At 70.1% G+C, this 18,545-nt stretch carries 18 protein-coding genes; 4 read left to right on the top strand and 14 right to left on the bottom strand.

Going from position 1 to position 18,545, the window contains the following annotated elements; translation table 11 throughout:
• Positions 1 to 88 precede the first annotated feature (88 nt).
• Positions 89 to 1,333, top strand: coding sequence for a hypothetical protein (locus VXC91_RS25990; protein WP_329509758.1), 1,245 nt, complete (start codon positions 89 to 91; stop codon positions 1,331 to 1,333).
• A 124-nt stretch (positions 1,334 to 1,457) separates the two neighbouring features.
• Here the strand turns inward: VXC91_RS25990 and VXC91_RS25985 are convergent, their stop codons facing one another.
• The 5 genes from VXC91_RS25985 to VXC91_RS25965 form a co-directional block, all read right to left on the bottom strand.
• A complete protein-coding gene (locus VXC91_RS25985; RefSeq protein ID WP_329509757.1) occupies positions 1,458 to 3,164 on the bottom strand; it encodes a bifunctional uroporphyrinogen-III C-methyltransferase/uroporphyrinogen-III synthase in 1,707 nt (568 codons plus the stop codon).
• A complete protein-coding gene (gene hemC, locus VXC91_RS25980) occupies positions 3,161 to 4,162 on the bottom strand; it encodes a hydroxymethylbilane synthase (protein WP_329509756.1) in 1,002 nt (333 codons plus the stop codon). The genes VXC91_RS25985 and hemC overlap by 4 nt, the downstream gene beginning before the upstream one ends.
• Complete coding sequence (locus VXC91_RS25975; RefSeq protein ID WP_329509755.1) at positions 4,159 to 5,943, bottom strand: glutamyl-tRNA reductase; 1,785 nt, start codon at positions 5,941 to 5,943, stop codon at positions 4,159 to 4,161. The genes hemC and VXC91_RS25975 overlap by 4 nt, the downstream gene beginning before the upstream one ends.
• Complete coding sequence (locus VXC91_RS25970) at positions 5,940 to 6,698, bottom strand: redox-sensing transcriptional repressor Rex (RefSeq protein ID WP_329509754.1); 759 nt, start codon at positions 6,696 to 6,698, stop codon at positions 5,940 to 5,942. Before VXC91_RS25970 ends, VXC91_RS25975 begins: the two co-directional genes overlap by 4 nt.
• Before the next feature lie 314 nt (positions 6,699 to 7,012).
• Entirely contained in the window at positions 7,013 to 7,297 is a 285-nt protein-coding gene (locus VXC91_RS25965; RefSeq protein WP_329509753.1) for a glutaredoxin family protein, read from the bottom strand.
• 173 nt (positions 7,298 to 7,470) lie between these two features.
• On the opposite strand from VXC91_RS25965, the gene VXC91_RS25960 reads away from it, so the two are divergent.
• The 3 genes from VXC91_RS25960 (at position 7,471) to VXC91_RS25950 (ending at position 11,264) form a co-directional block, all read left to right on the top strand.
• Positions 7,471 to 8,397: an HAD family hydrolase gene (locus tag VXC91_RS25960; RefSeq protein ID WP_329509752.1), complete on the top strand. Its 927-nt coding sequence runs from the start codon at positions 7,471 to 7,473 to the stop codon at positions 8,395 to 8,397.
• A 592-nt stretch (positions 8,398 to 8,989) separates the two neighbouring features.
• Positions 8,990 to 9,766, top strand: a complete 777-nt coding sequence (locus VXC91_RS25955; protein WP_329509751.1) for an ECF subfamily RNA polymerase sigma factor, BldN family — start codon at positions 8,990 to 8,992, stop codon at positions 9,764 to 9,766.
• Between the two features lie 244 nt (positions 9,767 to 10,010).
• A complete protein-coding gene (locus tag VXC91_RS25950; protein WP_329509750.1) occupies positions 10,011 to 11,264 on the top strand; it encodes a DUF5667 domain-containing protein in 1,254 nt (417 codons plus the stop codon).
• An 82-nt stretch (positions 11,265 to 11,346) separates the two neighbouring features.
• On the opposite strand, the gene VXC91_RS25945 is transcribed toward VXC91_RS25950, so the two are convergent.
• The 9 genes from VXC91_RS25945 to VXC91_RS25905 form a co-directional block, all read right to left on the bottom strand.
• Positions 11,347 to 12,393, bottom strand: a complete 1,047-nt coding sequence (locus tag VXC91_RS25945) for a lysophospholipid acyltransferase family protein (protein ID WP_329509749.1) — start codon at positions 12,391 to 12,393, stop codon at positions 11,347 to 11,349.
• A gap of 14 nt (positions 12,394 to 12,407) precedes the next feature.
• Positions 12,408 to 13,469 carry an NAD-dependent epimerase/dehydratase family protein gene (locus VXC91_RS25940; protein WP_329509748.1) on the bottom strand — a complete coding sequence of 354 codons (1,062 nt, stop codon included), beginning with the start codon at positions 13,467 to 13,469 and terminating at the stop codon, positions 12,408 to 12,410.
• 330 nt (positions 13,470 to 13,799) lie between these two features.
• Entirely contained in the window at positions 13,800 to 13,898 is a 99-nt protein-coding gene (locus VXC91_RS25935) for a 30S ribosomal protein bS22 (protein WP_003948845.1), read from the bottom strand.
• Between the two features lie 142 nt (positions 13,899 to 14,040).
• Entirely contained in the window at positions 14,041 to 14,253 is a 213-nt protein-coding gene (locus tag VXC91_RS25930; protein ID WP_004984898.1) for a helix-turn-helix domain-containing protein, read from the bottom strand.
• Positions 14,254 to 14,382: 129 nt separating this feature from the next.
• Positions 14,383 to 15,198, bottom strand: a complete 816-nt coding sequence (locus tag VXC91_RS25925) for a phosphatase (RefSeq protein ID WP_329509747.1) — start codon at positions 15,196 to 15,198, stop codon at positions 14,383 to 14,385.
• A 124-nt stretch (positions 15,199 to 15,322) separates the two neighbouring features.
• Complete coding sequence (locus VXC91_RS25920) at positions 15,323 to 16,495, bottom strand: acetoin utilization protein AcuC (RefSeq protein WP_329509746.1); 1,173 nt, start codon at positions 16,493 to 16,495, stop codon at positions 15,323 to 15,325.
• Entirely contained in the window at positions 16,446 to 17,657 is a 1,212-nt protein-coding gene (locus VXC91_RS25915; protein WP_329509745.1) for an MFS transporter, read from the bottom strand. Before VXC91_RS25915 ends, VXC91_RS25920 begins: the two co-directional genes overlap by 50 nt.
• 66 nt (positions 17,658 to 17,723) lie before the next feature.
• Entirely contained in the window at positions 17,724 to 17,858 is a 135-nt protein-coding gene (locus tag VXC91_RS25910) for a hypothetical protein (protein ID WP_329509744.1), read from the bottom strand.
• A complete protein-coding gene (locus tag VXC91_RS25905; RefSeq protein WP_329509743.1) occupies positions 17,858 to 18,499 on the bottom strand; it encodes an HAD family hydrolase in 642 nt (213 codons plus the stop codon). The genes VXC91_RS25910 and VXC91_RS25905 overlap by 1 nt, the downstream gene beginning before the upstream one ends.
• Between the last annotated feature and the right edge of the window lie 46 nt (positions 18,500 to 18,545).

Below are 18,545 nucleotides of genomic sequence, written 5' to 3'. Positions count from 1 at the left end.
GCTCAGGAGTTCTTTTGCCGACGTCGTGTCGACCGGTGCGGACGCATCGGAGTCATGAGCCATCGAGCCGAACCCCCGCAGCTTTCGGGTGAACAGGCCGCGAGGCATCCCTTTTCAGCAAGCGCACTGGTTTGAATGCAAGCAATTCAATGCAGAATTGGCCGCCCCTTGGACGACTCAGGGAGCGCGCCATGATTCGCGAGGAGGCGTCGTGCGACGCATTCCCATGCTGTGGGTCCCCGCTGGAACGGCCGCACTTGCCGTCGGCCTGACAGCTGTTCCGATTCCCGCCGTGGCGGCGGCCCCCACTATTCAGGTAACGTGCAGCAGCCACGCTCTGGTGGCGGCGATCGACGAAGCCAACAAAAAGGGCGGAACTCTCGAACTGGCTCCGCGCTGTCGTTATGTGCTCAGCAAGGCGGCCGCTGATACGACCGGCCTTCCCCCCATCAGGAACACGGTCGTCGTCCGCGGCCACGACGCCACCATCGCCCGGGCCGAGGGAAGCGCCCATTTCCGCATCTTCTACGTCGAGGACTCCGGCAGCCTCCACCTGCAGGACCTCACGGTCACCAAAGGCAATGCCAACGGCGGCGGGGCACCCGCGTTCACGAGCGGCGGCGGCATCTACTCCGCCGGAGACCTCGGGCTCGATCACGTCAGCGTGATCGGCAACACCGCGGGCGACGGAGGCGGCGGCGGTGTGGCGACCGTGGGCAAGGGCACCGCGACCATCGACCGGAGCAGGATCAGCGGCAACATCACCACCGGCGTCGCGGGCGGCATCGCGGCCGAGGGCCGGTCCATGACCGTCAACGACAGCCAGATCAGCTTCAACACCGCCAAGGCCGGGGGAGGCATCCACAATACCGGCGCAACACTGGTCCTCAAGAAGGGCGACATCCGAGGCAACAACGCACTGGAATACGGCGGCGCCATCGCGAACCTCAGCGTCGGGCCGAGCAGCGGAATTCTCAGGATGTACTCCACCGAGATCCGTTTCAACAACGTCCTCGGTACCGGGTCCGGAATTTTCACCGGAGGCGGAGGCGTCTTCAACTACAGTCGCGGCACGGTGCAGGCGAGCGACAGTACCGTGAGCAACAACAGAAGCGACGGACCGGGCACCAGCGGCGGCGGTATCAAAAACTTCGCCACCGTTCAGCTCATCAGGACGAAGGTGATGAACAACGCCGCCGTCGTCGCACCCGGTGGAATCGACAACGGAAACAATCCGGGCAGCACCATGGCCCTCGTCAGCAGCACCGTGCAGAGCAATGACGACACGAACTGCAAGGGAAGCGCGGGCGCGGTACCCGGCTGCAAGGACTGATCGCCGGTCGGGCAGCACAAACCCCTCTGACCGCGGAACGCAGTCAGAGGGGTTTTCTCCGCGTCCGGCCGCATTCGGCCCACGGCACCCCGCATCCGGGGCGCGCGTCGGCCCGGGCGGTGACTCAGGTCGTCGACCGGCGCCGCCGTGCCCCCGGACGCCGCTCGCTGGGCCGCGTCACCGGGTCCCCGGCCTCCAGGGCGGCCGCCCGCCGCTTCAGGCCGAAGTCCGCCAGCGCCTGGGCCAGCTTGTGGACGGACGGCTCCGGGGCCATGACGTCCACCCGCAGACCGTGCTCCTCCGCCGTCTTCGCCGTGGCGGGGCCGATGCAGGCGATGATCGTCACATTGTGGGGCTTGCCCGCGATGCCCACCAGGTTCCGGACCGTCGAGGACGACGTGAACAGGACCGCGTCGAAGCCACCGCCCTTGATCGCCTCCCGGGTCTCGGCCGGCGGGGGCGAGGCGCGGACCGTCCGGTACGCGGTGACGTCGTCCACCTCCCAGCCCAGCTCGATCAGGCCGGCCACCAGGGTCTCCGTGGCGATGTCGGCACGCGGCAGGAACACCCGGTCGATCGGGTCGAACACCGGGTCGTACGGCGGCCAGTCCTCCAGGAGCCCGGCGGCGGACTGCTCCCCGCTCGGGACCAGGTCCGGCTTCACGCCGAAGGCCACCAGCGCCTTCGCCGTCTGCTCACCGACCGCGGCCACCTTGATGCCCGCAAAGGCGCGCGCGTCGAGTCCGTACTCCTCGAACTTCTCCCGGACCGCCTTCACCGCATTGACCGACGTGAACGCGATCCACTCGTACCGGCCCGTCACCAGGCCCTTGATCGCCCGCTCCATCTGCTGGGGCGTGCGCGGGGGCTCGACGGCGATCGTGGGCACCTCGTGCGGCACGGCCCCGTACGACCGCAGCTGGTCGGAGAGCGACACCGCCTGCTCCTTCGTGCGCGGGACGAGAACCTTCCAGCCGAACAGCGGCTTGGACTCGAACCACGACAGCTGGTCGCGCTGGGCGGCGGCGGAACGCTCACCGACCACGGCTATCACCGGGCGGCCGCCCTCGGGGGACGGCAGCACCTTCGCCTGCTTCAGCGTCTGCGCGATCGAGCCGAGCGTCGCGGTCCAGGTGCGCTGCCGGGTGGTCGTACCGGCGACGGTCACCGTCAGCGGCGTGTCCGGCTTGCGGCCCGCGGCCACCAGCTCCCCGGCGGCGGCCGCCACCGAGTCCAGGGTCGTGGAGACCACGACGGTGCCGTCGGAGGCGCCGATCTCGGTCCAGCTGCGGTCCGAGGCGGTCCGGGCGTCCACGAACCGTACGTCCGCGCCCTGCGCGTCCCGCAGCGGCACACCCGCGTATGCGGGCACGCCCACGGCGGTCGCGATGCCGGGCACGATCTCGAACGGAACGCCCGCGGCGGCGCACGCCAGCATCTCCTCGGTCGCGTACGCGTCCAGTCCGGGGTCCCCGGTGACCGCATGGACGACCCGCCTGCCGCCCCGCGCAGCCTCCATGACAAGATGTCCGGCATCCCTCAACGCAGGGACGCCAGCGGCTGTTGACTCGCCGTCAACGACCGCTAGCTGAGGCGTGCCCGTGCCTGGATGCATACCCATGGCAAGGTCCGGGTCCGTGGTGATGACGGCGACGCCCGATCTGGCATGGGCGCACACGACGGCGAGCACGTCGTGCTCGCCGACGACGACGTCCGCGTTCGCCAGCGCCTCCACGGCGCGCAGGGTGAGAAGTCCCGGATCTCCGGGTCCGGCACCCAGGAAGGTGACGTGTCCGGGTTCATTACCGGCGGAAAGGGTGGTGGGGCTCAATGTGCTCGCTCCCCCATCAGACCGGCCGCGCCCTGGGCAAGCATCTCGGCGGCGAGTTCGCGACCGAGCGTCATCGCCTGGTCGTGCGTCTCGGGCACGGGACCGGTGGTGGACAGCTGCACCAGCGACTGGCCGTCGGGGGTGCCGACGACGCCGCGCAGGCGCATTTCCTTGACAATCTGCCCGTCGGCCTGGGGGTCCCCCCGCTCGAGCGGAGCCGAGAGTGGGGGAAGGTCGGCCAGCGCGCCCACAGGGGCGCTGCAACCGGCCTCCAGGGCGGCGAGCAAGGACCGCTCGGCGGTCACGGCGACCCGGGTGAAGGGGTCGTCGAGCCCGGCGAGCGCGGCGATCAGGTCCGCGTCGTCCGCGACACACTCGATCGCCAGTGCCCCCTGGCCGGGGGCGGGCAAAACCATGTCGACCGACAGGAAGTCGGTCGCTTCGTCCATCCGGCCGATGCGGCTCAGTCCGGCGGCGGCGAGGACCACGGCGTCCAGCCGGCCGTCGCGGACGTAATCAATCCGGGTGTCGACGTTGCCGCGGATCGGGACGGTCTCGATGTCGAGGCCGTGGCTGCGCGCGTAGGCGTTCAGCTGCGCCATGCGGCGCGGCGAACCGGTGCCGATGCGCGCACCGCGGGGCAGGTCGGTGAACTTCAGGGCGTCACGCGCGACGATCACGTCGCGCGGGTCCTCGCGCACGGGGACGGCGGCCAGCGCCAGCTCCTCGGGCTGCGCGGTCGGCAGGTCCTTGAGCGAGTGCACCGCGAAGTCCACCTCGCCCCTCAGGAGCGCGTAGCGCAGCGCCGTCACGAACACACCCGTGCCGCCGATCTGGGCGAGGTGCTCGCGGGAGGTGTCGCCGTACGTCGTGATCTCCACGAGCTCCACGGGCCGTCCGGTCATGCGGCTCACGGCTTCCGCGACCTGCCCGGACTGGGCCATGGCCAGCTTGCTGCGCCTGGTCCCGAGCCTCAACGGCTCGCGTGGCTCACTCATGCTCGCCCTCGGTTCTTGGCGTTCTCGGTGTTCTCGGCGTCCTCGGCCCGGGAGACGGAGGCGACCGTCTCGGGGTCGAGGTCGAACAGGGTGCGCAGCGCGTCCGCGTACCCGGCGCCGCCGGGTTCGGCGGCCAGCTGCTTCACCCGTACGGTCGGCGCGTGCAGGAGCTTGTCCACGACGCGCCGCACGGTCTGTGTGATCTCGGCCCGGTGCTTGTCGTCGAGCCCCGGCAGCCGCCCCTCCAGGCGCGCGATCTCGTTCGTGACCACGTCGGCGGCCATCGAGCGGAGCGCGACGACGGTCGGCGTGATGTGCGCCGCGCGCTGGGCGGCGCCGAACGCGGTGACCTCGTCGGAGACGATCCGCCGCACCTGATCGACGTCGGCGGCCATGGGCGCGTCGGCGGAGGCCTCGGCGAGCGACTCGATGTCGACGAGGCGTACCCCGGGCAGCCGGTGCACGGCCGCGTCGACGTCCCGCGGCATCGCGAGGTCGAGGATCGACAGTACGGGTGCCGGCCGGGGAGCCGGCACGACGAGCTCGGGCCTGCGGCGCTCGGGGATCCTGCCGACGGTGGCCACGGTCGCGGCGAGCGCGGTGATGAGTTCGAACTCGGCCTCGGGGTCGAGCACGGCACCGCCCGCCGGACGGCCGCTGCGCTCCTTGTCGCCCTTGTCGACCCAGGCCGCGTGCTGCTCCAGCTCGGCAGCCGCCATCCCGGCGACAGCCGCCTCGCCCAGCACGGAGAAGCCGGCAGTGCCCTGCACGGCCGACAGGTCGAGCGGGCAGTCGTCCTCGGCGCCGAGACTCGTGGGGGGAAGCTCGTCCCGTGCGTCGGCAGAATCCGCCGTCTGCGCGCCGGAGGCGCGGACGGGCTCGGCGCCGCCCTGCGCGGGGACGGCCGGAAGGACCGGGAAGGGGCCGAAGGGCCCGTCCACGCGTCCCTCGAGCGCCTCCGCGACCGCCTGGGCCGTGAGCACCAGCCCGGTCGCGCCCGTGCAGGAGACCACGACGTCAGCACGTGTCAGCTCGAGCGGCACCGTCTCCATCCGCACCGCACGTGCCGGCACGTGCGTGCCGTCGACCTCCGTCAGGATCTGCGCGAGACGCTGGGCACGCTCCAGCGTGCGGTTGGCGATGACGACCTCGGCCACCCCGGCGCGGGCGAGGGTCGCGGCGGCCAGGGAGGACATCGAGCCGGCCCCGATCACGAGCGCGCGCTTGCCCGCCGCCCAGTTCTCGACCGGCGTACCGGCCGCCAACTGCTCGAGGCCGAAGGTCACCAGCGACTGGCCCGCGCGGTCGATGCCCGTCTCGGAGTGGGCGCGTTTACCGACCCGCAGCGACTGCTGGAACAGGTCGTTCAGCAGCCGTCCGGCGGTGTGCTGCTCCTGCGAGCCGGCCAGAGAGTCCTTGATCTGACCGAGGATCTGGCCTTCGCCGACGACCATCGAGTCCAGACCGCAGGCCACCGAGAACAAGTGGTGCACTGCCCGGTCCTCGTAGTGCACGTAGAGGTGGGGGGTCAGCTCGTCCAGGCCGACCCCGCTGTGCTGGGCGAGCAGGGTGGACAGCTCCGCGACACCCGCGTGGAACTTGTCCACGTCGGCGTACAGCTCGATGCGGTTGCAGGTGGCGAGGACCGCGGCCTCGGCGGCCGGCTCGGCGGCGATCGTGTCCTGGAGCAGCTTGGCCTGGGCATCCGCGCCCAGCGCGGCCCGCTCCAGAACGCTGACAGGAGCGCTCCGGTGGCTCAGCCCGACGACGAGGAGACTCATGCCGGCATCACGGCGGGGACATCCCCGTCGGGTCCCTGGTCGGCGGACTCGGTGGCCGCCGCGGCGGCCGGCAGGCCGTCGGGCAGGGCTTCCTCGCCGGCCTTGCGCTGCTCGTGGAAGGCGAGGATCTGCAGCTCGATGGAGAGGTCCACCTTGCGCACGTCGACGCCCTCCGGGACGGACAGCACGGTCGGTGCGAAGTTCAGGATGGAGGTCACACCCGCGGCCACGAGCCGGTCGCAGACCTGCTGGGCGGCGCCGGCGGGGGTGGCGATGACGCCGATGGAGACGCCGTTGTCCTCGATGATCTTTTCCAGGTCGTCGGTGTGCTGCACCGGAATGCCGGCGACCGGCTTTCCGGCCATCGCCGGGTCGGCGTCGATGAGCGCCGCCACGCGGAAGCCACGCGAGGCGAACCCGCCGTAGTTGGCCAGCGCCGCGCCGAGGTTACCGATACCGACGATCACAACCGGCCAGTCCTGGGTCAGGCCCAGCTCGCGGGAGATCTGGTACACGAGATACTCGACGTCGTAGCCCACGCCCCGGGTGCCGTAGGAGCCGAGGTAGGAGAAGTCCTTGCGCAGTTTCGCGGAATTGACCCCCGCGGCAGCGGCCAGCTCCTCGGAGGAGACCGTGGGTACCGAGCGCTCCGACAGTGCGGTCAAGGCTCGGAGGTACAGCGGAAGCCTGGCGACAGTGGCCTCGGGAATCCCTCGGCTGCGGGTCGCCGGTCGGTGAGTTCGGCCAGTTGCCACGGTGCTCCTGCGGGTAGCGCGGGGCTGCAGGCGGTCATGCGTCCCCAGACCGCCCCGTCGAATGCAGGCTATGTCTTTGTGAACGCGTGCACAAAGACGGTGTCCGATTTGCCCGGCCAACGTGACCGGGGTCACGCACACCCGGCGCATGGGTACGGAACCGGCGCACAGGCCCCGCCGTTCCTTTTGATCTGGGGGCAAAACCGCACACTCTCCTCAACGATCCACGCCCCCGAGACCATTCGCCATCGATCCTAAGCGACTTTCAGGATCAGTTGGACTACCCGGTCAGGCCACGGAGAGCGTGGAGGGTGCTAGGCCAGGGCCTTGCGCAGGCGCTCCTCGTTCACACGCCAGAACGTGTGCTGCTGGCCGTCGACCAGCACGACCGGGATCTGCTCCCAGTACCGGCGGTTGAGCTCCGCGTCCTCGGTGATGTCCTTCTGCTCCCAGGACACGCCGAGCTCACCGCAGACCTTCTCGATGACGATCTGTGCGTCATCGCACAGATGGCACCCGGGCTTGCGGATGAGGGTCACGATCCGGTCGTGGGGGTCCTGGGCTGCCGTGCGTCGAAAGATGGGACTCATGCCGGCCATTCTCGCTCCGCCGGGCCCGTGGGGAACCCGGGCCGCCATAACCTGTCACCCGAGGGAGACGCCCCACCGCCACGCCGCCGACAGCACTTCTTTAACGACACGGTCGCGGAGAGTTCACAGCCTCCAAACCTCTCGACTCCGGAAGCACCGAACAGACTGGCTATGCTCACGTCATGGCCGCTCTCGGATGGCTCACTTCCCGTAGGCGCTCCGCCACGGCGAGGAGTGTTTTGGCAGGCGAGGCCTCGGCGGAGGCCGCGCGTAGGTCGTCGCAGGACGCCGCCTCGCAGGACGTCCCCGCCCAGGAGCCGGACTTTCCGGTTCTCGGGGACGACAAGGCCGCGGCGTTCTTCGACCTGGACAACACCGTGATGCAGGGCGCCGCGCTGTTCCACTTCGGCCGGGGCCTGTACAAGCGGAAGTTCTTCGAGACGCGCGACCTGGCGAAGTTCGCCTGGCAGCAGGCGTGGTTCCGGCTGGCCGGGGTGGAGGACCCCGAGCACATGCAGGACGCCCGCGATTCCGCGCTCTCGATCGTGAAGGGCCACCGCGTCTCCGAGCTGATGTCGATCGGCGAGGAGATCTACGACGAGTACATGGCGGAGCGGATCTGGCCGGGCACCCGGGCGCTGGCACAGGCGCACCTGGACGCGGGCCAGAAGGTGTGGCTGGTCACCGCCGCACCGGTGGAGATCGCGACGGTGATCGCGCGCCGCCTCGGCCTGACCGGGGCGCTGGGCACGGTGGCGGAGTCGGTCGACGGCGTCTACACGGGCAAGCTGGTGGGCGAACCGCTGCACGGCCCGGCGAAGGCGGAGGCGGTACGCGCGCTGGCGGCGGCGGAAGGCGTGGACCTCTCACGCTGCGCGGCGTACAGCGACTCCCACAACGACATCCCGATGCTCTCGCTGGTGGGCCACCCGTACGCGATCAACCCGGACGCGAAGCTGCGCAAACACGCCCGGGCCCAGGACTGGCGCCTGCGCGACTACCGCACGGCCCGCAAGGCGGCGAAGGTGGGCCTCCCCGCGGCAGCCGGCGTGGGCGCGGTGGCGGGCGGCACGGCGGCGGCGATCGCACTGCACCGCCGACGCCGCTGAACGAGGTCGCGCCGCCCGCGGGGCGGGACCGCGCCACCGCGGCGGGCGCCGCACGGAGACGCGTCCGGCGGCCGGTCCTCCGCCGCCACTGAACCGGGCGCGCGCCCACGGCGACGACAAGGGCGCTCTACCCCCCGGGGCTTGGGCGGGGAGGGGCGCCGATGGTTCCCGCGTGCCTCCGCGGGCGCTCCTGTGTCACTGTGCGTGACGGCGAGCCGCAGGCGCGGACCGGCATTGCTCCGTCCACGCCCTGCGGTCGGTGCTCACGCGCGCCCCGCCGGGACCGCACGCACAGTTTCGGGGTCCTACCCCCGCACCCTCCCCACCACACCCCCTTTGCCCACCCGACCACAACACGCCCCGTACCCAGACGGAAGACGGACTCTTCCGATCAACAAGCGGTCACTCTTCGGTACTTGAGGGGGCATCAATCGGTTACAGAAGCGACGTAATCGATGATTTGAGCAACTGGGCGTAGTGCTGCCTGTACGAAGCGTTATTCTCCTCAGACGCAATCCGGTACCCCTCCGTCGCTACGACGGGTGAACGGTCCCGTACTGCACGTGATGGAAGCTCTGCCTCTGGGAGTCCCGTGTACCCACACGTCGGGGTTGACGCCTCGGGCCTGGCTACGCTGCGCGCAACGGTCCTCGACCTGTTGCGCGGCTTCGTCCCCACCGCGTACGCCGCGCCCGCCTTCGCCACGGCCGCGCCCGTCGGCCCGTGCTACGCACTGGCCGACGGCAGCGCCGCGGTCGGCAGCCGACGGGGCCGCTCCGGCTCGGCCGCCGCCACCGCACGCCGCCCGGCTGCGGACAGTGACAGCGCCCGCATGATGGATCTGGTGGAGCGGGCCCAGGCCGGCGAGGCCGACGCCTTCGGGCGTCTGTACGACCAGTACAGCGACACCGTCTACCGGTACATCTACTACCGGGTGGGGGGCAGGGCGACCGCCGAGGACCTCACCAGCGAGACCTTTCTGCGGGCCCTGCGCCGGATCGGCACCTTCACCTGGCAGGGCCGCGACTTCGGCGCCTGGCTCGTCACCATCGCCCGCAACCTCGTCGCCGACCACTTCAAGTCGAGCCGCTTCCGGCTCGAGGTCACCACCGGGGAGATGCTCGACGCCAACGAGGTCGAGCGGTCCCCCGAGGAGTCCGTCCTCGAGTCCCTCTCCAACGCCGCACTGCTCGACGCCGTGCGCCGGCTCAACCCCCAGCAGCAGGAATGTGTGACACTCCGCTTTCTCCAGGGCCTCTCCGTCGCCGAGACCGCCCGCGTGATGGGCAAGAACGAGGGCGCGATCAAGACCCTCCAGTACCGGGCCGTCCGTACGCTGGCCCGGCTGCTACCCGAAGACGCCCGCTGAACCCGCACAGCTCCGCACACGCTCGGCGACGGTCAACTCACCTTGCGTACACAGTTTTTGAGTTCGCGGTCAGATCATCCGTCGTCCGTAACCCAAGTGCCGAGCCGCTCGTTGTGCGGGATACAGGCTCCCTGTGGTCACCCCTGACCTTCCCCGGCCACTCGTTCGCGTGGATGTGGTCAGGGCGTGCAACCCTCAGGATCCCCTGGGGAGTCGACCGTCATGACGAGAGGAGGTGCCGCCAGTGATCGCGAACGTATCGGCGCACCGGCGGGCGAACGCCTTCGCCCAGGCCCTGGAGGATCAGTCCGACGACCGGGGCACGGCGGCCGAGCAGCCCGGAGGATCGGATCCGGCCCCGGCTGCTGCGGAACGGACCGAGCAGGCCTGCCTGTTGGCCCTCGCGACCCGGCTCGACGAGCTGCCGAAGCCGGCGCTCGACCCCGAGGTGAAGGTCGTCCAGCGCGCGCGGTTGGTGGCCGCGATGGAGGCCATGCTGCGGGACGGCACGGCCATGGGGGGCGAGGCGGCTGACCCTTCGGTGCCCGGCCGAAAAGGGAGGGCAGCGACGGGCGGGCGGTCCCATCGGGCCCATGGCGCCCACCGGGCAAGCCCGTTGGGGAAGTTCCGACCGCGCACACGGCTCACCAAGGGCCTCGCCGCCGGGGGACTCGGTGTCGGCGTGGCCGCCGCCTCCTTCGGCGGAGTGGCCGCTGCCAGTTCCGACGCGCTGCCGGGTGACTCGCTCTACGGCCTCAAACGCGGCATCGAGGACGTCAAACTCGGCATGGCCGAGGGGGACGACGACCGCGGACGGCTCTATCTCGACCAGGCCTCGACCCGGCTGAACGAGGCCCGTCGGCTGATGGAGCGTGGCCGCGCCGGCCAGCTCGACCATGAGTCCCTGGGCGAGATCCGCCGCACGCTGTCCGGCATGCAGCACGACGCGTCCGAAGGCCACCGCCTGCTGCACGAGGCGTACGAGCGGGAGGGTTCGCTCGCCCCGATCCAGACCCTCTCCACCTTCTCCCATTCGCACCGCGAGGCGTGGGGCGCCCTGCGCGACCGGCTGCCCGTCCAGCTCGGTGACGTCAGTCAGCAGGTGACGTCGGTCTTCGACGCCATAGACCAGGAGGTCGCCCCGCTGCAGTCGCTGCTGCCGCAGTCCCCGTCCCACGGGGGCTCCGGACTGCCGCAGAGCTCCGCTCCGGGCGCCACCGACTCCGCGGGCACAGGGGACGCACCCGCGCCCGGCGCCACCGGCGGCTCCGCCTCCGGCAGCCACAGCGGCGACAAGCCCCAGCCGTCCGCCTCCCAGAGCGGCAGCGGCGGGCTGCTCGGCGGCAACACGGGCGGTCTGCTGGACCCGCCGAAGGGCACCGGCAGCAGCTCCCCGTCGACGAGCAAGACCCCCTCGCCGGGGACGAACGTGACGCTGCCGCCGCTGCTCCCAGGCCTGCTGCCCGGCCTGGGGATCGACAGCCGGGAGAACAAGTAGGGCCCTGAGCGACACGCACGACGACGGGGGCGCCTCTGATGACAGGGGCGCCCCCGTCGTCGTATCGGGCACACCGGCAGGATCAGAAGAACACCGAGCGCCGCTGCACGAGCAGCTTGTACAGCGTGTGCTGGATCTGCTCCCTGACCTGGTCCGTCAGGTTGAACATGAGCATCGGGTCCTCGGCGGCCTCCGGCGGATGGCCGTCCGTGGGAATCGGCTCGCCGAACTGGATCGTCCACTTCGTCGGCAGCGGGATCGCGCCCAGCGGACCCAGCCACGGGAACGTCGGAGTGATCGGGAAGTACGGAAAGCCCAGCAGCCGGGCGAGGGTCTTCGCATTGCCGATCATCGGGTAGATCTCCTCGGCCCCGACGATCGAGCACGGGATGATCGGCGTCCCGGCGCGCAGAGCCGTGGAGACGAAGCCGCCGCGGCCGAAGCGCTGCAGCTTGTAGCGCTCGCTGAACGGCTTGCCGATGCCCTTGAAGCCCTCCGGCATCACACCGACCAGCTCGCCGCGCTCCAGCAGGCGCTGGGCGTCCTCCGCGCACGCGAGGGTGTGACCCGCCTTGCGGGCCAGCTCGTTGATCACCGGCAGCACGAACACCAGGTCGGCCGCCAGAAGCCGGAGATGGCGGCCCGCCGGGTGGTTGTCGTGCACGGCGACCTGCATCATCAGGCCGTCCAGCGGAAGCGTGCCGGAGTGGTTGGCGACGATCAGCGCCCCGCCCTTGGACGGGATGTTCTCGATGCCCTTCACCTCGACCCGGAAGTACTTCTCGTACACCGGCCGCAGCAGCGACATCAGGACCTGGTCGGTGAGCTCCTCGTCGTAGCCGAAGTCGTCGACCTCGTATTCGCCCGTCAGGCGCCGGCGCAGGAAGGCCAGCCCTCCGGCAATGCGCCGCTCCAGCCCTCCCTCCCCGGGGGCTTCCTGCGGCGTTTCCTCGCGCGTCACAGGAACATCATCCTGCGGGATCTCCCTGCTGGGCAGGGGCTGGACCTCGCGGACCGCCGCGGGCTCGCCCTTGCGCCGGTTCCCCGCGCTTCGGCGCCGCTGCGGCCGCTGTGCGGCAGCCCCGCGGGACCGGTCGTCGTCGAACGGAATGACCTTGGCGTCCGCCATCGTTCCTGCGCTCCTCAGTTGGCGCTCTGCGTCGGGGGGTGGCCACCGCCCAGAACGGGCAGTGCGGCGATCCGGTCGACGGCCCCCGCGAGGACCTCCGGCGGCAGCAGTCCGGGGCCACGGCTGAGTACGAAGTCCGCGAACGTCTCGGCGGTCGTGTACTTGGGCTGGTACCCCAGTGTCTGGCGCAACTGTTCCGTCTCCACCACCCGCCCGTGGGTGAGCAGCCGGATCTGCTCGGGGGAGAAGTCCGTCATGCCCAGGGTGCGCATCGCCGAGCCGACCCAGGTGACCGCGGGCAGCAGCAAGGGCGCGGTCGGCCGTCCCAGGCGCCGGGCGCACTGCGACAGCAGCAGCACCCCGTCGCCGGCCACGTTGAACGTGCCGCTGTTGAGCGTGCCGCGCTGGGGCTCGTGCGAGCCGATCCGCAGCACCTCGATCACGTCGTCCTCGTGCACGAACTGCAGCCGCGGGTCGTAACCGAGCACGGTGGGCAGAACCGGCAGTGAGAAGTACGCGGCGAGGGGCGAGTCGGCCATCGGGCCCAGGATGTTGGCGAAACGCAGTACGCAGACCGCGACATCGGGCCGCCGCCGCGCGAAGCCGCGCACGTACCCCTCGACCTCGACGGTGTCCTTGGCGAAGCCGCCGCTGGGCAGGGACTTGGGCGGGGTGGTCTCGGTGAAGACGGCCGGATCGCGGGGCGCGGACCCGTACACGTTCGTACTGGACTTCACGACGAGTCGTTTGACCGTCGGGGACTTCTGGCAGGCACCGAGCAACTGCATGGTGCCGATGACGTTGGTCTCCTTGACCGTGGCCCGGCTGCCGCGGCCCAGCGGGGTGCCGGTCACGTCCATGTGGACGACCGTGTCGACGGAGTGCTCGGCGAGCACCCGGGCGATGGCGGGCTGGCGGATGTCGGCCCGGATGAAGTCGGCGGCGCCCAGATGATGCTCGGGCGGGACCGCGTCCACCGCGATGACGCGGTCGACCTCCGGGTCACGCTGGATCCGTCGTACGAACCGGCCGCCGAGTCGGCGGGCCACCCCGGTCACGAGCACGACCTTGCCCAAGATCAGCGCCTCTCTTCCCTCGCGTCCAGTAGTGGACGTAGCTCTGCCCCTCAGCCTGCCGCGTTCCCCGTCAGTGGCCAACTTAGCGGGTCGATGTTGCGCTGTGATGACCACCCGATGCACGAAGTGACGACACCTGCGAACGTACGACCGGACCAAGCCAGGTGACCCAGCGGACATGCGCACAGCCGGCCGGGACCACCGGATGGCCCGCCGACCCTCGCCGGCGTGCCGCCCGGGAACGACAGATGACAAGGCCCCCCACCGGTGGTGGGGGGCCACGGCGCAGACGTATGCGCGGAGCAAGGGCGGCCCTCTCGGGGCCGCGCCCTACTTCTTGTTGCGACGCTGAACGCGCGTGCGCTTGAGCAGCTTGCGGTGCTTCTTCTTGGCCATCCGCTTGCGCCGCTTCTTGATAACAGAGCCCACGACTACCCTCGCTCACTTCTCATCACTCGGTGCTGGGCGCCATGGGCCCATACGACCTACGAGGGGCTAGCCTACCCGCCCGAGCGCTGAGGTCGTAATCGAGGTGACCCGGGAGGCCGCACAGGACCCCACCGGGCCGCCGTCAGGCCGTCTCCACCCCCACATAACTCTCGCGGAGGTACTCGTGAACCGCTTGCTCCGGCACCCGGAAGGACCTCCCCACCCGGATCGCCGGCAGATGACCGCTGTGCACCAGCCGGTACACGGTCATCTTCGACACTCGCATCACCGAGGCGACTTCCGCCACGGTCAGGAACTGAACCTCGTTCAGAGGCCTCTCGCCAGCTGCAGCCATGACACACCTGAACCTTCCGCACTCGACGGCCACCGGCTTCCCCTTCCGGTGACTCTTCGTCGCTGCGTGCTCACTCCCCAATGTAGGGGCGGGTGGTGCGAGTGGGGAAGAGGGGATGGCATCGGCGGCCTACTGTGACAGACACGCTCGATTGAGTACATAGCGAGTAAGCGGTCGGTAGTAATCAGACCGCACAGCGTCATCAAGTGGAACGGCGACGGACACACGCCCCTCTGCCTCCCCGACGAAGAGCGCAGGATCGTTCGTATCGGCCAGACCGATCGCCTCGAACCCCAGCTGACCTGCCCCGCAGACCCAGCCGTGGTCACCGATCACCAAGTCCGGCAACGGCCCGCCGGCCTCCGCGGCCGCGGCGAGCGCGATGCGAACCGGCAGCGGCGAGTGCGAGTGCGCGCCGGGCTCACAACCGGCCCCTTCGGGCCCCGGTTTCCGTACGAGGGCGACTCCTCGTACGTAATCAAGGTTGTACGTGCGTAGACCGAACCGGGTCGTTATGTCGGCACAGCGACCCTGCGCTGGGGTGAGGACAGTACATCCCTCCGCCGACAAGGCGTCCGCGAGCGCGGCGTAGAAGCCGAGCAGTCGGTGCGGATGACCGGTGCCGAGAAGGACCGTGCTCCCGTGGCGCGCCGCCTCGCCGATCCGATCGGCGAAGGCGTCCAGACCCTCCAGTGTGCGTTCCGGATCGATCACATCATGCCCGGAGGAGTGCCGAGGATCGGCTGAGACACCACACTTGTCCGCCATCAGTTCGATCACATCCCGATGACCCCACGACCATTCGGGATCGAGCCCGATCAGCACACGGGGATCGCGGGCCGCGAAGAGCCGGTAGCTGCGCAGGCTCTCCTCACGCGACGTGGCCACGGGCCCGGCCAGCCGGGCGGCCAGCAGATGTGCACGCAGTGCTCCGGTGCTCAACACGTCAGCGATGCTGGCCCAAGTCCGCGCACCACATGGCCAAAACGGAGAAAGCACCCCACAGTCGGCGTAATGGTGCAACCCTTCGCACCGGCCTGCGGTGCGTGCCCCGCGGGGCGGCGACCCGCTACGCCAGCAGCCCACGCAACGGGAACACCGCCCTGCGCGCCGCGAGCACCGCCTGGTCGAGACGGTCGGCGGGGTCGTATCCCGACTCCCATTCCGCGTAGGCCACCGGCCATCGGCCGTCCGTCATCCGCGCCGGCGCCAACTGGCGGGTACGGGCGAAGACTTCCTGCCGCCAGCTGTCCGGGATTACGGTCTCCGGCTCGATCGGCCGCCCCGCCGCGATGGCGACCAGATGCGTCCACGAACGCGGTACGACGTCCACCACCACGTATCCGCCTCCGCCCAGCGCGATCCAGCGTCCACCGGCGTACTCGTGCGCCAGGTCGTGGCACGCGACCTGCACAGCCCGCTGCGCGTCCAGCGACACGGCCAGATGCGCGAGCGGGTCCTCGAAATGGGTGTCCGCACCGTGCTGGGTGACCAGCACCTGCGGCCGGAAGTCGGCGACCAGCTCCGGCACAACGGCATGAAAGGCCCGCACCCACCCGGCGTCACCCGTACCGGCCGGCAGCGCCAGATTCACCGCGCTGCCCTCCGCGGTCGGGGAACCGGTCTCCTCGGGCCACCCGGTCTGCGGAAAGAGGGTTCGCGGATGCTCGTGCAGCGAGATGGTCAGAACCCGCGGATCGTCCCAGAACGCCGCCTGCACCCCGTCCCCGTGGTGCACGTCCACGTCCACGTAGGCGATCCGCTCGGCGCCCAGCTCCAGCAGCCGCGCGATGGCGAGCGAGGCGTCGTTGTAGATGCAGAACCCCGAGGCACCACCCGGCATCGCGTGGTGCAGGCCGCCCGCGAAGTTCACGGCGTGCAGGGCCTCCCCCCGCCACACGGCCTCGGCGGCCCCCACCGACTGACCCGCGATCAGTGCGGACACCTCGTGCATCCCGGCGAAGGCGGGATCGTCCAGGGTCCCGAGCCCGTAGGACCCGTCAGCCGACGCCGGGTCCGCGGACGCGGCCTTGACGGCGTCCACGTAGTCCTCGCGGTGCACGAGCCGCAGCGTCGAGTCGCCCGCCGGCTTGGCGGCGACCACCTCGATGTCCCTGTCCAGTCCGAAGGCGTCGACGAGTTTCCTGGTCAGCGCGAGCCTGACCGGATCCATCGGATGTTCCGGTCCGAAGTCATAGCCCGTTACTGCCTCGTCCCACATCAGCTGTGCGCGGCCGCTCATGCCCGTCACCGTATCGGTCAGAACCCGCCGCGAACGAACGGGCGTACACCAGCGTCACCAGGACCAACACCATCGGCACCAGCATGGCGCCCCGATAGCTCCACGCGTCCCCGAGCGCACCCACGAGGGGTGAACCGACCAGGAAGCCGACATAGTTGAAGATGTTGAGGCGTGCGATCGCCGTGTCCGAAGCCCCCTGGAACAGCCGGCCGGCGGCCGCGAACGTCTGCGGCACGAGGACACACAGCCCCAGACCCAGCAGGGTGAACCCCAGCATCCCGACCCACGCCCCGGGCGCTCCCGCCACCACGGCGAACCCGGCCCCCGCCACCAGCGCACCCAGTCGTACGACGGCCACCGCGCCGAACCGCCGCACCCCGAAGTCCCCGATGGACCGCCCCAGCAGCGTGGTCACCATGTAGACGTTGTACGGAACGGTCGCCAGCTGCTCCGAGCCGCCCAGCGTGTCCTGCAGGTACTTGGCGCTCCAGTTGGACACGGTCGAGTCGCCGATGTACGCGAAGGTCATCACCAGACACAGCGGCAGCAGCAGCCGGAAGACCACCGGACCGGCCTCGGCCTTCGGGGCGTCCGTGACGGAACCACCTCCGTCGACGTACCACCGGCTGCCCAGGAACGTCGCAGGCAGCAGCACCACGACCACCGGCAGATACGACACCCACAGCGCCAGGTGCCAGTGCGCGCCCACCCAGGCGAGCGAGGCCCCGACGATCCCGCCGAGGCTGTAGGCGGCATGGAAGCCGAGCATGATGCTGCGTCCGTACGTCCGTTGGAGACTCACCCCGAGCATGTTCATCGAGGCGTCCAGCGCACCTACGGTCAGCCCGAACACGGCCAGCGAGACGGCCAGCTCGGTCACCTGGTTCCCGGCACCCACACCGAGGAGCGCGAGCAGCACGACGGGCTGCGACCAGCGGAGCAGCCGGCTGGGCCGTACGCGCTTGACGAGCTGCTCGGTCGTGACACTCCCGATGCCCGCGAGGATCGGCACCGCAGCGAGGAAGACGGGAAGCAGGGCGTCGGAGACCCCGTATCGGTCCTGAATGGCCGGGATCCGCGTCACCAGCAGGGCGAATGCCGCGCCTTGGGCGAAGAAGCCGAACGCCAGTGAGGCCCTACCGCGCCGCAGCACATCGGTCATGGCGGCGAGCGTAGGGCCCCTGTTTACCGGTGGGTAGATCCCGTGAAAGATGATTTTTGTTCAGCTTCACTCGGCGGAAGCGAGGGCCACGGTGCACTCCGCGGCACTCCCGGCCTTCACCTCGGCGATGAGCATCTGGGCCATCGGGCCCGCGGCGCATGTCAGTGCCGCGCCGGTGGCGGGAATCACGGTCCCACTCATCAGAGCAGGTCAGCCAACTCCTCCATGGTGGAGAACAGTTGCGTGGCACCTATGAGTCCGGCGGCCGGCGTCATGGCGGTGAACCCGTACACGTCCATCCCGGCGGCGACAGCCGCCTGCACGCCGAGGGGACTGTCCTCCACAACCAGGCACTTGCCCGGCGCGACCCCCATCCGCCCGGCGGCGTGGAGGAACAGATCGGGCGCAGGCTTGCCCCGTCCGACGTCCTGGGAACTGAAGATCCGTCCGTCGTCGAACCACCGGTCCAACCCCGTCGTACGGTGCCCCACCCGGATCCGCTCATGACTCCCGGACGACGCCACACAGTACGGAACCCCGTCGGCCGACAACTTCTCCAGTACGTCCACCACGCCGGCCACGGGCTTCAGCTCCCGCTCGAAGGCTGCGAAGACGCGCGCATGGAAGACATCGTCGAAGTCGGACGGCAGCCGCTCCCCCGTGCGCTCACGTATCAGATCGTGGACACGGTGCATTGCGGACCCCATGTAGTCACGGATGGAGTCCTCGTACGTCGTCGGGTGTCCGAGATCGGTGAGACAGGCGGCCAGGAGCCGGTTGGAGATGGGCTCGCTGTCGACGAGGACGCCGTCGTTGTCGAAGATGACGAGGTCATAGCGCATGAGTACGAGCCTAGACGAGCCGGAAACGCGGAAAACCCCGTACCAC

It is taken from the genome of Streptomyces chiangmaiensis (assembly GCF_036281785.1).
GTDB lineage: Bacteria > Actinomycetota > Actinomycetes > Streptomycetales > Streptomycetaceae > Streptomyces > Streptomyces chiangmaiensis.
The sequence above is the reverse complement of the archived record's forward strand: the minus strand, read 5'-3'. Positions and strand labels throughout refer to the sequence as shown.

Excerpts from the sequence above, each read along its gene's own strand:
- hemC (WP_329509756.1), bottom strand. The coding sequence starts at position 4,162 with ATGAGTGAGCCACGCGAGCCGTTGAGGCTCGGGACCAGGCGCAGCAAG.
- VXC91_RS25975 (WP_329509755.1), bottom strand. The coding sequence starts at position 5,943 with ATGAGTCTCCTCGTCGTCGGGCTGAGCCACCGGAGCGCTCCTGTCAGC.
- VXC91_RS25965 (WP_329509753.1), bottom strand. The coding sequence starts at position 7,297 with ATGGCCGGCATGAGTCCCATCTTTCGACGCACGGCAGCCCAGGACCCC.
- VXC91_RS25960 (WP_329509752.1), top strand. The coding sequence starts at position 7,471 with ATGGCCGCTCTCGGATGGCTCACTTCCCGTAGGCGCTCCGCCACGGCG.
- VXC91_RS25945 (WP_329509749.1), bottom strand. The coding sequence starts at position 12,393 with ATGGCGGACGCCAAGGTCATTCCGTTCGACGACGACCGGTCCCGCGGG.
- VXC91_RS25930 (WP_004984898.1), bottom strand. The coding sequence starts at position 14,253 with ATGGCTGCAGCTGGCGAGAGGCCTCTGAACGAGGTTCAGTTCCTGACC.
- VXC91_RS25920 (WP_329509746.1), bottom strand. The coding sequence starts at position 16,495 with ATGAGCGGCCGCGCACAGCTGATGTGGGACGAGGCAGTAACGGGCTAT.
- VXC91_RS25915 (WP_329509745.1), bottom strand. The coding sequence starts at position 17,657 with ATGACCGATGTGCTGCGGCGCGGTAGGGCCTCACTGGCGTTCGGCTTC.
- VXC91_RS25910 (WP_329509744.1), bottom strand. The coding sequence starts at position 17,858 with ATGAGTGGGACCGTGATTCCCGCCACCGGCGCGGCACTGACATGCGCC.
- VXC91_RS25905 (WP_329509743.1), bottom strand. The coding sequence starts at position 18,499 with ATGCGCTATGACCTCGTCATCTTCGACAACGACGGCGTCCTCGTCGAC.